Annotated in this window: 12 protein-coding genes; 5 read left to right on the top strand and 7 right to left on the bottom strand. The window is 69.1% G+C overall.

Features of this window, described 5'->3' with window-relative positions; all coding sequences use genetic code 11:
* Positions 1 to 25: 25 nt before the first annotated feature.
* Positions 26 to 703 carry an NUDIX hydrolase gene (locus tag DYE23_RS13245; protein WP_174905248.1) on the top strand — a complete coding sequence of 226 codons (678 nt, stop codon included), beginning with the start codon at positions 26 to 28 and terminating at the stop codon, positions 701 to 703.
* Positions 704 to 745: 42 nt separating this feature from the next.
* A complete protein-coding gene (locus DYE23_RS13240) occupies positions 746 to 2,098 on the top strand; it encodes a lipase family protein (protein ID WP_011894478.1) in 1,353 nt (450 codons plus the stop codon).
* Here the strand turns inward: DYE23_RS13240 and DYE23_RS13235 are convergent.
* From DYE23_RS13235 to bioB, 3 genes are read right to left on the bottom strand one after another with little or no spacing between them, the layout of a single operon-like run.
* A complete protein-coding gene (locus tag DYE23_RS13235) occupies positions 2,034 to 2,714 on the bottom strand; it encodes a DUF2567 domain-containing protein (RefSeq protein ID WP_115328956.1) in 681 nt (226 codons plus the stop codon). The two genes, DYE23_RS13240 and DYE23_RS13235, sit on opposite strands and share 65 nt — an antisense overlap.
* 8 nt (positions 2,715 to 2,722) lie before the next feature.
* Positions 2,723 to 2,959, bottom strand: coding sequence for a biotin synthase auxiliary protein BsaP (bsaP, locus tag DYE23_RS13230; protein ID WP_041800782.1), 237 nt, complete (start codon positions 2,957 to 2,959; stop codon positions 2,723 to 2,725).
* Between the two features lie 29 nt (positions 2,960 to 2,988).
* Positions 2,989 to 3,984 carry a biotin synthase BioB gene (gene bioB, locus DYE23_RS13225; RefSeq protein ID WP_013471805.1) on the bottom strand — a complete coding sequence of 332 codons (996 nt, stop codon included), beginning with the start codon at positions 3,982 to 3,984 and terminating at the stop codon, positions 2,989 to 2,991.
* A gap of 99 nt (positions 3,985 to 4,083) precedes the next feature.
* Here bioB and DYE23_RS13220 point away from each other — a divergent pair, with 99 nt between their 5' ends.
* Entirely contained in the window at positions 4,084 to 4,656 is a 573-nt protein-coding gene (locus tag DYE23_RS13220; RefSeq protein ID WP_115327370.1) for a TetR family transcriptional regulator, read from the top strand.
* A 9-nt stretch (positions 4,657 to 4,665) separates the two neighbouring features.
* On the opposite strand, the gene DYE23_RS13215 is transcribed toward DYE23_RS13220, so the two are convergent.
* From DYE23_RS13215 to DYE23_RS13200, 4 genes are read right to left on the bottom strand one after another with little or no spacing between them, the layout of a single operon-like run.
* Complete coding sequence (locus DYE23_RS13215; protein ID WP_115327369.1) at positions 4,666 to 5,190, bottom strand: 2'-5' RNA ligase family protein; 525 nt, start codon at positions 5,188 to 5,190, stop codon at positions 4,666 to 4,668.
* Entirely contained in the window at positions 5,190 to 5,870 is a 681-nt protein-coding gene (bioD, locus tag DYE23_RS13210) for a dethiobiotin synthase (protein WP_115327368.1), read from the bottom strand. Before bioD ends, DYE23_RS13215 begins: the two co-directional genes overlap by 1 nt.
* A complete protein-coding gene (locus tag DYE23_RS13205) occupies positions 5,867 to 7,009 on the bottom strand; it encodes an 8-amino-7-oxononanoate synthase (RefSeq protein ID WP_099961425.1) in 1,143 nt (380 codons plus the stop codon). The genes bioD and DYE23_RS13205 overlap by 4 nt, the downstream gene beginning before the upstream one ends.
* A 38-nt stretch (positions 7,010 to 7,047) precedes the next feature.
* On the bottom strand, positions 7,048 to 8,349 hold the full coding sequence (locus DYE23_RS13200; protein WP_115327367.1) for an adenosylmethionine--8-amino-7-oxononanoate transaminase: 1,302 nt from the start codon (positions 8,347 to 8,349) through the stop codon (positions 7,048 to 7,050).
* Positions 8,350 to 8,372: 23 nt separating this feature from the next.
* Between DYE23_RS13200 and sucT the strand changes: the two genes are divergently transcribed.
* Positions 8,373 to 10,568, top strand: a complete 2,196-nt coding sequence (gene sucT, locus DYE23_RS13195) for an acetyltransferase SucT (protein ID WP_172527770.1) — start codon at positions 8,373 to 8,375, stop codon at positions 10,566 to 10,568.
* Complete coding sequence (gene glgX, locus DYE23_RS13190; RefSeq protein ID WP_115328954.1) at positions 10,568 to 12,715, top strand: glycogen debranching protein GlgX; 2,148 nt, start codon at positions 10,568 to 10,570, stop codon at positions 12,713 to 12,715. The genes sucT and glgX overlap by 1 nt, the downstream gene beginning before the upstream one ends.
* The last annotated feature ends 1 nt before the right edge of the window (position 12,716 follow it).

Here is a 12,716-nt window from a genome sequence, read left to right as displayed (position 1 = left end):
GGCACATACTAGCACCGACCACGAGGTGCTCGCCGTCGTGTTCCAGGTGCGGCGCGCGGAATCACCCACCGCCAAGCGGAAACCCGCACTTCACGTGCTGTTGTGGCAGCGCGCGCTGGAGCCGGAGAAGGAGAAATGGGCTCTGCCGGGCGGCGGCCTGGGTGCTGATGAGGATCTGACGAGCTCGGTGCGCCGCCAACTCGCCGAGAAGGTCGACCTGCGCGAACTCGCCCATCTGGAGCAACTCGCCATCTTCTCCGATCCGCACCGGGTACCCGGACCCCGCACCATCGCATCGACCTTCCTGGGGCTCGTCCCCTCCCCCGCGACCCCGGAGCTGCCGCCCGACACCCGCTGGCATCCGGTCAGCGATCTGCCCCCGATGGCGTTCGATCACGGACCGATGGTCGAGCACGCCCGCACCCGGTTGGAGGCCAAGCTCTCCTACACCAACATCGGTTTCGCCCTGGCCCCCAACGAATTCGCGCTGTCGGCGTTGCGCGACATCTACAGCGCCGCGCTCGGCCACCCGGTCGATGCGACGAACCTGCAGCGCGTGCTCGAACGTCGCCACGTCATCACGCGTACCGGCACGACGGCCAGGTCGGGCCGCAGCGGGGGTCGGCCCGCCGCCCTGTATCGCTTCACCGAAGCCGCATACCGGGTGACCGACGAATTCGCCGCATTGCGCCCGCCCGGGTGAGTCGACTGGATTCTTAAAGCCCTCTTAAGTAACAATGCCCTGATGGACTTGGGCAATGTTGCACGGTCGACGGGTGCCGAATGGATCGGCCAGCCCCGACACGAAGAGCTCAGGCCCAGGACGCGCCCGGTCATCCCGGCCGACGACCCGTTCTACGAGCCCCCGGAGGGCTACGAGCATGCCCGGCCCGGCACCGTGCTCCGCTCCCGCGACGTCGAGCTGGCGTTTCTCGGCCTGATCCCGCAGAAATTCAGCGCCACACAGCTGCTGTACCGGACCACCGACCTCTACGGACAACCGCAGGCCACCGTCACCACCGTGCTGGCGCCGACAGAGCGGACCGACCGCCGCCCCCTGCCGATCGTGTCCTACCAGTGCGCGATCGACGCCGTGGCAGGCCGCTGTTTCCCGTCCTACGCGCTGCGCCGCGGCGCCAAGGCACTCGGCGCGGTCGCACAGTTCGAATTCCTGCTCATCGCCGCCGCGCTGGCCGAGGGCTGGGCGGTGTCGGTCCCCGACCACGAGGGCACCACCGGCATGTGGGGCGCCCCCTTCGAACCGGGCTACCACGTTCTCGACGGAATCCGCGCAGCGGTCAACCATCGCCCGCTGGGCCTGGCCGAGGACGCCCCTGTCGGCCTGTGGGGCTACTCCGGCGGCGGGCTGGCCTCGGCGTGGGCCGCCGAGGTCCACGACAGCTACGCGCCGGAGCTCAACGTCGTCGGCGCGGTGCTGGGGTCACCCGTCGGCGATCTCGGACATGCGTTCCGCCGCCTCAACGGCAGCATCTACTCGGGCCTGCCGGCGATGGTGGTGGCGGCGCTGACCCACGTCTATCCCGACCTGAACCGGATCATCCAGCAGCACGCCACGGTCGAGGGCAAGGCGATGCTCGCGCGGATCGAGAAGATGACCACCGCGCACGCCATGCTCAGCCTGGTCGGCAAGGACATGGCCCACTGGGTCGACCGGCCGCTGGAGGAGATCCTGCTGACGCCCGAGGTGCAGCACGTCTTCGACAGCATCAAGCTCGGGACGTCCGCCCCCAAGGTCCCGGTGTTGATCGTGCAGGCCGTCCACGACCGGATCATCTCCGTCGACGACATCGACGAGCTCACCGAGACCTACACCGCGGGCGGCGCCAGCGTCACCTACCACCGCGACATGTTCAGCGAACACCTGTTGCTGCATCCGATGTCGGCGCCGATGACCTTGCGCTGGCTCAGAGACCGCTTCGCGGGCAGGCCGATCAGCGCGCACATCGCGCGGACGAAGTGGCCGACACTGCTGAACCCGTCGACCTACCGCGGCATGCTCACCCTCGGCAAGATCACGGCGAAGGTGGTCCTGGGACGCCGGGTGGAACGCCAGCCGCTGTCCCAATTCGACCTGTAGGCGGGCCCACCGGAGGTCCTGAGGGAAGTCCTGCGGGAGGTCCGTAGTAGTCGACCCGCGGCCACCCTCCGAGGTCGTCGCGCGTACACGCCACTGCGGCAAGCAGATACACGGTCGCGGCGACCGCGGCCGGCAGCAGCAGCGTGGTCGCGATCTGAAACGGCGAGTGACCGAAGAACACCGACGGCGCCTCGCTGATGTAGTGCACCCGTTGCGCGTCCGATACCGGGGCGCCGGCGACGTCGACGACGCCGTGGCGAAGCCGGGCGAGCGCCGCCCCGACACCCCCCGCGCTCGCGGCGGCCGCGACCGAGCCCGCAGCGAGCGCCCCGGCCATCACCGGCCCGCGGTGAGACCTCCACTGCCACACCGCGACTGCGGCGACCACCGCCAGCACCGAGAGCATGCCCGCGAACAGGAATGCGGAGGTGAACCAGTTGTCGGCCTCGGCGCCGATGCTCGCCTTGATGCGGTCTCCGGTGCGCGTCAGCGCGATGACGCCCTTGATCGGCGGGGCGAGCCATGCCCATGCCGCCCCGACGACCGCCCCGGCTGCTGCGAGCCCGGCCACCACGGTCAGCGCCGCCCTCGTGCGGGACACGCGCGGAGCCTGCATCGGCGCGGTCACCGGAACAGGTCCAGATCGGTGGAATCGACGAGGCCGTGCCGGGAGCATTTCGCCCACCAGCCGTCGGGCCGCACCTGCACGATCATCCGCCGTCCGCAGGCCGCGCAGAACCGCGGCGGCTCGAGGCCCAGCTGGGCCGCGGTCGGGACCGCACTGCCCGCCTGATCTCCGGTGTAGACGTTGTAGGCGCCCGCGCCGACGGGCGCGGGCAGCTCTGGGCTGTCGGTGACCATCACCTGATCGGTTCTACCCTGCCGTCGGACTACAGCGTCGCGTTCAGGGCCTTGATCGGCATCTGCAGGTCGTCGAGCAGCTGCAGATCCGCCTCGGCCGGGCGGCCCAGCGTGGTCAGGTAGTTGCCGACGATCACGGCGTTGATGCCGCCCAGGATGCCCTGTTTGGCGCCGAGGTCGCCGAGGGTGATCTCGCGTCCGCCGGCGAAACGCAGCATCGTGCGCGGCAACGCGAGCCGGAACGCGGCGACCGCCTTGAGCGCCTCGGTGGCCGGCAGTACCTCGAGGTCGCCGAACGGTGTGCCTGGGCGGGGGTTGAGGAAGTTCAGCGGCACCTCGTGCGGGTCCAGCTCGGCGAGGTTCGCAGCGAACTCGGCGCGCTGTTCGAGGCTCTCCCCCATGCCCAGGATCCCGCCGCAGCAGACCTCCATACCGGCCTCACGCACCATTTGCAGTGTCTCCCAACGCTCTTCCCACGAATGTGTGGTGACGACGTTGGTGAAGAACGATCGGGCGGTCTCCAGGTTGTGGTTGTAGCGATGGACACCCATCGCCGAGAGCCGCTCGACCTGGTCCTGGGTGAGCATGCCGAGCGAGCAGGCGATCTGGATGTCGACCTCGTTGCGGATCGCCTCGATACCGGCGGCGACCTGCGCGAGCAGCCTCTCGTCGGGCCCGCGCACCGCGGCGACGATGCAGAATTCGGTCGCGCCGGTCTTGGCGGTCTGCTTGGCGGCTTCGACCAGGCTCGGGACGTCGAGCCACGCGCTGCGCACCGGGGACGCGAAAAGACCTGACTGCGAACAGAAGTGGCAGTCCTCGGGGCAGCCGCCGGTCTTGAGGCTGATGATGCCTTCGACCTCGACGTCGGGGCCGCAGTGCGCCATCCGGACCTCGTGGGCCAGCGCCAGGAGTTCGTCGAGCCGATCGTCGGGCAGCTGCAGCACCTGCAGGGTCTGGTCCTGGTCGAGACCCACGCCGCGCTCGAGCACCTGTTCCCGTGCCACTGCCAGAATGTCGCTCACACCGTCTCCCTCGCCGACTCTTGAACACGTCGGCCGAGCCGACTCTTGAACACGTCGGCCGAGCCGACTCTTGAACACCGTTCAGGTTAGGGTAGAGGTGTGCAGCTCTCCAAACGCGACGTGGTCGATGTGGCGACGTCCCTGCTGGACGATTACGGGATCGCCGACCTGTCCATGCGGCGCCTGGCCCGTGAACTGAACGTGTCTGCGGGCGCGCTGTACTGGCATTTCGCGAACAAGCAGCAGCTGCTCGGTGCCGTCGCCGACCGGATCCTGCAGCCGCTGACCCCGGCGTCGGGCAACTGGCCGGAACGGGTGCGCACGACGTGCGCGCAGTTGCGGGATGCGCTGCTGTCACATACCGACGGTGCGGAGCTGGTGTCGGCGAGCCTGGCCGCGGGACAGTCCGAGGTGATGACCGCGGTCCTGGCCCGGCTGGCCGCCGCGGCGGGCGATGCCGGCGTGGCACCCGAGCACACCGATCTGGTGGCCCGCACGGTGATCTACTACGTGCTCGGTTTCACCGCCGACGAACAGTCCCGGCTGCAGTGGGACGCGGCGGGCGCCGAGGTCGACAAGACCGTCTGGACCGAGGATCCGAACGCGCGGTTCGCGTTCGGTCTGCGGCTGCTCACCGACGGGATCGCCGCGCACAGTCGCACCGGCTCCTGAAGGCCGAAGTCAGCCGATCGGGTGCACGATCTTGGCGTTGCCGTCCCAGTGCCGCAGTCCCACCGCGGTGGCAGCGAGGTCGCGCGTCACCGCCGGCAGCGCCAGCGCCGCGGGCAACCGGCCGGAGGGGACGCGGCGCGCGAGTGTCACATGCGGCGTCCACTGCCCCGGGACCGAGTGCGGCAGTGAGCCTTTCGACATGTACGGCAGGCAGATCCGGTGCACCTCGGCGTGCAGGTCGAGCAGCTCGGCCGACGGCACCACAAGCCGCACCAGGGTGACCGCGCGTCCGGCGCCGAACAGCAACGGTGCGCCGAGCACGCAGCGCAGCGGCAACCGGTCCAGCACCGGCCGCAACGCGGCATCCACGTCGCCGGTGAGCTCGTCGCCCACCGAGACGGTGACATGCGGGCGGTTGCTCTCCGCCGTGTGGGCGGCCAGGCTGCGAATCCCCGCCTGCGCCAGGTCCTCCCACGCCCCCCGCACGGCGGCCTCGGTGTCGTCGTCGAACAGCAACTCGACCGAATGGACCATCAGCCCACCAGGCCCCGCACCCACGCCTCGTCGAACGCCTGCACACTGAGCCGCTCGAAATCCGTGCCGCTCAGAGTCCCGGCGCCTGCGGGCAGCGCGGCCCGCACCGGCCCCAGCCGCGCGAGGGCGTCGCGGTTGTCGATCTCCGCGACGCCGGGCTGGGCGGGCCACGAGCCGATCACCAGTCCCTCACTGCGGACGTCCCTGTGCGCCAGCGCCTCCAGCGTCAGCACGGTGTGGTTGAGGGTGCCGAGTCCCGGCGCGACGACGGTCAGCACCGGGGCACGCAGATCCTCGGCGAGATCACGAAGGGTGACGCCGCCGCGGCCGATCTCGACCAGCAGTCCCCCGGCGCCTTCGACGAGCGTGAGCCGGCCCGGCCGGTCGACGGCGGCGATCAGGTCGTCGAGTGCGGCACGGGACGGAAGGTCGGCGCCGGCGCGGTGAGCCGCGGCCAGCGGTGCCAGCGGCTCGGGGAACTTCGCCAGCGAGTGCAGGTCCTCGACGCCGGCCAGCCGGGCCACCACCGCGAGGTCGTCGTCACCGTCCTGGGTGCCGGTCTGGATCGGCTTGCACACCGCGACGTCGAGGCCGGCCAGCCGGGCGTGACAGGCCAGCGCGGCGGTGACGACGGTCTTGCCGATACCGGTGCCGGTGCCGGTCACCACCAGGATGCTCATGCGCGCGACAGTACGTCGGTGAGAACCTCACGGGCGAGTGCCATCTCGTCGTCGGACAGCGATGCCCGGGCTGTCAGCCGCAGCCGTGACGTGCCCGCGGGCACCGTGGGCGGCCGGAAGCAACCGACCCGGACCCCGCGTTCGAGGCAGCCCGTCGCCGCGGCGAGCGCGACCTCGGGTTCACCGAGGATCACCGACACCACCGCCGAGGACGGCACGTCGGCGACACCGCAGATCTGCGCCAGCGTGGCGGCGTGGTCGAGGACGCGCTGCGCCCGCCACGGCTCCTCGACGAGCACCTGCAGCGCGGCGTGTGCGGCGCCGACCGCGGCGGGTGCGAGGCCCGTGTCGAAGATGAAGGGGCGGGCGGCGTCGATCAGGTGATCGCGCACCGCCGCCGGGCCCAGCACCACGCCGCCCTGACTTCCGAGCGCCTTGGACAGCGTGGTCGTCATGACCACGTCGGGAGCGCCCGCGAGCCCCACTTCGTCGAGCAGGCCCCGGCCACGGTCGCCGCGCACGCCCAGACCGTGGGCCTCGTCGACGATCATCAGCGCGCCGTGCCGACGGCACGCGTCGTGCAGCTCGCGCAGGGGCGCGAGATCGCCGTCGGCACTGAACACCGAATCGGTGACGACGACGGCGCGCTCTTCGTCCCGGGTGGCCAGCGCGCGCGCGACGGCGGCGACATCGTTGTGCGGCGTGACGACGACCCGGGCCCGCGAGAGCCGGCAGGCGTCCACGAGCGACGCATGGGTGTAGGCGTCGGAGACCAGCAGCGAGCCGGGACCCGACAGCGCGACAACCGCCCCGAGGTTGGCGGTGTAGCCCGACGAGAACACCAACGCCGAATCGGCGCCGACGAACGACGCCAGCGCGTCCTCGAACTGTTCGTGCAGTTCGGTGTTGCCGGTGACCAGTCGTGATCCGGTCGCGCCGGCGCCCCAGGTGCGCAGCGCGGCGACTCCGCCGTCGATCACACGGGGGTGCTGCGACAGGCCGAGGTAGTCGTTGGAGGCCAGGTCCAGCACGGTGCCGACCGGAGGGCGGGCGCGCAACGAGCGGCGCAGCCCGGCGGCGCGGCGCTGGGTCTCGACCTCGTCGAGCCAGGCCAGCGGGGACAGTCCGGCGCGGGTCACGGTGCTCCTGGGTGCTCAGTGTGAGTCTTGAACACCGTTCAGGTTAGAGCACGCGCGACCTCGATCATCGCCGAGGTGATCGTCGCGATCTCGGCGGGCGTACAGATATAGGGCGGCATCACGTAGATCAGATTGCGGAACGGCCGCAACCAGACGCCGTGGTCGATCGCCACCGGGGTGGCGATGCCGAGGTCCACGGTCCCATCCAGTTCGATCACCCCGATCGCACCGAGCACCCGCACGTCGACCACGTTCGGCAGCGCCCGCGCCGGTTCGAGGCCGGCACGCAGACCGGCCTCGATCGAGCTCACCTGCGCTTCCCAGTCCGAAGCGAGCAGGAGTTCCACCGACGCCACGCTGACCGCGCAGGCCAGCGCGTTGGCCATGAACGTCGGGCCGTGCATCAGGGCCCCGGGCTCATTGCTGCTGATCGTCGCGGCCACGTCGCGGGTACACAGAGTTGCGGCCAACGTCAGGTACCCGCCCGTCAGGGCCTTGCCGACGCACATGATGTCGGGGCACACCCCGGCATGGTCGGCGGCGAACATCGCGCCGGTCCTGCCGAAGCCGGTGGCGATCTCGTCGAAGATCAGCAGCACCGCGTGCTCGTCGCAGAGCCGTCGCAGGTCACGCAGGTACCGGGGGTCGTGAAAGCGCATCCCGCCTGCCCCCTGGACCACCGGTTCGACGATCACCGCAGCGAGCTCGTCCGCGTGGGCGGCGAGGAGATCGCCGAAAGAACGCACGTACTCCGCGTCGTACTCCGCGGGCACCGGGTCGGCGAAGACCTGGTCGGCGAGCAGGGAATTCCGCCCGCTCCACAACTCGTGCATCCCGCCCTGCGGATCGCACACGCTCATCGGCGTGAAGGTGTCGCCGTGATACCCGCCGCGCCAGGTCATCAGGCGGCTCTTCGCGCGGTGGCCGCTGCTGCGCCAGAACTGCAGCGCCATCTTGACCGCGACCTCGACCGACACCGACCCGGAGTCGCTGAAGAACACGGTCTGCAGAGCCTCGGGCGTCACCTCGACGAGCAGCTGGGCCAGCCGGGCCGCCGGCTCATGGGTCAGCCCGCCGAACATGACGTGGTTCATCGTGGCGAGCTGGCGGGTGATCGCCGCGTCCAGCACCGGGTGCCCGTGGCCGTGGACGGCGGTCCACCAGGAGGCCATCGCGTCGAGCACCTCGACCTCGCGGCCGTCGTGGACGAGCGTGAGCCGGGCCCCGTGCGCGCCGACCGCCACCACGGGAGCCAGGGCGCCGTCGCCGATGGGGCTGTACGGGTGCCAGATGTGCGCGGCGTCGATCGCGCTGATCTCGGCAGGCCTCAACGCAGACACCTTCGGTAGATTAACCGTCGACCATGATGACCCTCGCCCCCGCCCGGCCGGCCCGACCTGCCGCTTCGGGCCTGACCCCGCCTGTCCCGGCACCGCCGGCCTCCGGCATGGGAACGCGCAGCTCAGGCTTCTACCGCCACGACCTCGACGGCCTTCGCGGCGTCGCGATCGCGCTGGTCGCGGTGTTCCACGTGTGGTTCGGACGGGTGTCCGGCGGCGTGGACGTCTTCCTGGTGCTGTCCGGATTCTTCTTCGGCGGACGGCTCCTGCGCAACGCGATCACCCCCGGCGCGCCCCTGCGCCCGGTACCCGAGGTCACCCGGCTCGTCCGGCGGCTGCTGCCCGCCCTCGTGGTGGTGCTCGCCGTCTCGGCGGTACTGACGATCCTGATCCAGCCCGAGACCCGCTGGGAGACGTTCGCAGACCAGTCCCTGGCCAGCCTCGGCTACTACCAGAACTGGGAGCTCGCGCGCACCGCCGCGGATTACCTCCGCGCGGCCGAGACCGTCAGCCCGTTGCAACACATCTGGTCCATGTCGGTCCAGGGTCAGTTCTACATCGCGTTCCTGGCACTGATCCTGCTGTGCGCGTTCGTCTTCCGCCGCGTCTTCGGCAGGCACGCGCGCGCCGCGTTCGTCGTGCTGCTCACCGGTCTGACGGTCGCGTCGTTCGTCTACGCGGTCATCGCCCACAACACCGACCAGACCACCGCGTACTACGACAGCTTCGCCCGGGCGTGGGAACTGCTGCTCGGTGCACTGGTGGGCGCGCTGGTGCCCTATGTGCGCTGTCCGATGTGGCTGCGCACGGTGCTCGCGGTGGTCGCGCTCGCCGCCATTCTGTCCTGCGGGGCGTTGATCGACGGCGTGCACGAATTCCCCGGACCGTGGGCGCTGGTCCCGGTCGGCGCGACCCTGCTGTTCATCCTCTCGGCCGCCAACCGCTACGCCGACCCGCACACGCGCGGCCGCATCCCCGCACCCAACCGATTGATGGCCACCCGGCCGTTCGTGGCGCTGGGCGCGATGGCGTACTCGCTGTATCTGTGGCACTGGCCGTTGCTGATCTTCTACCTCGCCTACACCGGCGGCACCCGCGTGAACTTCGTCGAGGGTGCGGCGATCCTGCTGGTGTCCGGCATACTCGCGTGGCTGACCACCCGCTATGTCGAGGAGCCCCTGCGCGCGGGGCACGCACCCGCGGTGGCGGCACCGAAGTCCCCGACGGCCCTGCGGCTTCTGCGCAGGCCGACCATCGTGCTCGGCTCGACCGTCGCGCTGCTCGGTGTGGCGCTGATGGCGACGTCGTTCACGTGGCGTGAACACCTCACCGACCTGCGCGCCAACGGAGGCGAACTGGCCACGCTGCCACTGCGGGACTACCCGGGCGCCCGGGCACTGATCAACGACGCGAAGGTGCCCAGTGTGCCAATGCGTCCGACGGTGCTCGAAGCCAAGGACGACATCCCCGAGTCCACCATCGACGGCTGCATCAGCGACTTCGACAACATCGGGATCATCAACTGCACCTACGGCGACAAGTCGGCGACCCGGACCATCGCGCTGGCCGGCGGTTCGCACGCCGAGCACTGGATCACCGCACTCGATCTGCTCGGCCGTATGCACCATTTCAGGGTCGTCACCTACCTCAAGATGGGCTGTCCGCTCACCACCGAGAAGGTGCCGCTGGTGATGGGCAACAACGACCCGTATCCCAAATGCCGGCAGTGGAACGACCGCGTGCTGCCGAGGATCATCGCCGACAAACCGGATTTCGTGTTCACCACCTCGACCCGGCCCTGGAACATCCGACCCGGCGATGTGATGCCGTCGAGTTATCTCGGCATCTGGAAGGAATTCTCGAAGCACGGCATCCCGGTGCTCGCGATGCGGGACACCCCGTGGATGGTCGACGAGGACGGCGAGCCGTTCTTCCCGTCCGACTGCCTCGCCGACGGCGGCGATCCCGTCTCCTGCGGGATCGAACGGTCCAAAGTACTGTCGGACCGGAACCCGACGCTCGACTACGTCACACGGTTCCCGCTGCTCAAACCGCTCGACATGAGCGATGCGGTGTGTCGCGAGGACTACTGCCGGGCTGTGGAGGGAAACGTGTTGATGTATCACGATGCTCATCACATCTCGTCGACGTACATGCGCACGATGACCAGTGAGCTCGGCCGCCAGATCGGCGCCGCCACCGGTTGGTGGACGAGCTGATGTCCTCGGCCCAGCCGGCATCCGTTCCCACCGTCTGGCCCGGAACCCCGTACCCCCTCGGTGCGACCTATGACGGTGCGGGCACGAACTTCTCGGTCTTCTCCGAGGTCGCCGAGCGCGTGGAGTTGTGCCTGATCGGCAAGGACGGGCGCGAGGAGCGGATCGACCTCGACGAGGTCGACGGGTTCGTGTGGCACTGCTACCTGCCGACGATCACCCCGGGACAACGCTACGGGTTCCGCGTGCACGGACCCTGGGACCCCGCCGCCGGACATCGATGCGACGCCAGCAAGCTGTTGCTCGACCCGTACGGCAAGTCCTTCCACGGCGACTTCGAATTCGGCCAGGCCCTGTACTCCTACGATCTGGAGGCCGACGACCTCGCCACCGGCGGGGTGCCGCCGCGCGTCGACTCGCTCGGTCACACGATGACCAGCGTCGTGATCAACCCGTTCTTCCAGTGGGGTTCCGACCGCGCGCCGCGCACCTCCTACCACGAGACCGTCATCTACGAAGCGCACGTCAAGGGCATGACGCAGACCCACCCGGGGGTGCCGGAGGAGCTTCGCGGCACCTACGCCGGGCTCGGGCACCCGGTGATCATCGACCACCTGAAGTCGCTGAACGTCACGGCCATCGAGCTGATGCCCGTCCATCAGTTCATGCACGACCATCGCCTTCTCGACCTCGGGCTGCGAAATTACTGGGGCTACAACACCTTCGGGTTCTTCGCACCGCACAACCAGTACGCCGCCACCCGCAGCGCGGGCGGGGCGGTCGCCGAGTTCAAGACGATGGTGCGCGCATTCCACGAGGCCGGGATCGAGGTGATCCTGGATGTGGTCTACAACCACACCGCCGAGGGCAACCATCTCGGACCCACCGTGAACTTCCGCGGAATAGACAACGCGGCGTACTACCGGCTGCTCGACGGTGACCTGCGTTACTACAAGGACTTCACCGGAACCGGCAACAGCCTCAACGCCCGCCACCCCCACACCCTGCAGCTGATCATGGACTCGCTGCGGTACTGGGTGCTCGACATGCACGTCGACGGATTCCGCTTCGACCTGGCCTCGACGCTGGCCCGGGAGTTCTACGACGTCGACCGGTTGTCCGCGTTCTTCGACATCATCCAGCAGGATCCCGTCATCAGCCAGGTGAAGCTGATCGCCGAACCGTGGGACATCGGCGAAGGTGGTTATCAGGTCGGCAATTTCCCAGGTTTGTGGACCGAGTGGAATGGGAAGTATCGCGACACTGTGCGTGATTACTGGCGGGGCGAGCCCGCAACCCTAGGTGAGTTCGCGTCCCGCTTGACCGGGTCGTCGGATCTGTACGAGGCGACGGGACGACGGCCCAGCGCCAGCATCAACTTCGTCACGTGCCACGACGGCTTCACCCTCAACGACCTGGTCTCCTACAACGAGAAACACAACGAGGCCAACGGCGAGGACAACCGGGACGGCGAGAGCCACAACCGGTCGTGGAACTGCGGAGTCGAGGGACCCACCGACGACCCCGACATCACCGCGTTGCGCGCCAAGCAGATGCGCAACATCCTGGCCACGCTGATGCTGTCGCAGGGCACCCCGATGATCGCGCACGGCGACGAGATGGGACGCACCCAGCAGGGCAACAACAACGTGTACTGCCAGGACTCCGAGCTGTCCTGGATGGACTGGTCGCTGTGCGAAAAGAACGCCGATCTCGTGGAATTCACCCGCAAGGTGGTGTCCTTCCGCAAGAAGCACCCGGTGTTCCGGCGCCGGCGCTTCTTCGAGGGGAAGCCGTTGCGAACCGGTGAGCAGATCCGCGACATCGCGTGGTTCAACCCGTCCGGACGCGAGATGACCTCCGAGGACTGGGGGTCGGGATTCGACTGTGTCTCGGTCTTCCTCAACGGCGAGGCGATACCCGCGCCCGACGAGCGGGGGCAGCGCGTCTCCGACGATTCGTTCCTGCTGTGCTTCAACGCCCACGACGAACCGCTGGAGTTCGTGGCACCGGACGGCGACTACGCCAACGAATGGGCCGGCGCGATCGACACCGCGGATCGACAAGGCGAGAGCACACTCACAGTGGTTGCCGGACAGACCATCTCGGTCGACCCGCGCTCGCTTCTCGTACTCCGTAAGACGGCGTGAC

It is taken from the genome of Mycolicibacterium gilvum, assembly GCF_900454025.1.
In the GTDB taxonomy this organism is placed as follows: domain Bacteria; phylum Actinomycetota; class Actinomycetes; order Mycobacteriales; family Mycobacteriaceae; genus Mycobacterium; species Mycobacterium gilvum.
The sequence above is the reverse complement of the archived record's forward strand: the minus strand, read 5'-3'. Positions and strand labels throughout refer to the sequence as shown.

Bases quoted from the DNA above. Each gene is read 5' to 3' on its own strand.
- bsaP (WP_041800782.1), bottom strand. From the start codon at position 2,959: ATGGTCACCGACAGCCCAGAGCTGCCCGCGCCCGTCGGCGCGGGCGCC.
- sucT (WP_172527770.1), top strand. From the start codon at position 8,373: ATGATGACCCTCGCCCCCGCCCGGCCGGCCCGACCTGCCGCTTCGGGC.
- DYE23_RS13215 (WP_115327369.1), bottom strand. From the start codon at position 5,190: ATGGTCCATTCGGTCGAGTTGCTGTTCGACGACGACACCGAGGCCGCC.
- bioD (WP_115327368.1), bottom strand. From the start codon at position 5,870: ATGAGCATCCTGGTGGTGACCGGCACCGGCACCGGTATCGGCAAGACC.
- glgX (WP_115328954.1), top strand. From the start codon at position 10,568: ATGTCCTCGGCCCAGCCGGCATCCGTTCCCACCGTCTGGCCCGGAACC.
- DYE23_RS13240 (WP_011894478.1), top strand. From the start codon at position 746: ATGGACTTGGGCAATGTTGCACGGTCGACGGGTGCCGAATGGATCGGC.
- DYE23_RS13235 (WP_115328956.1), bottom strand. From the start codon at position 2,714: ATGCAGGCTCCGCGCGTGTCCCGCACGAGGGCGGCGCTGACCGTGGTG.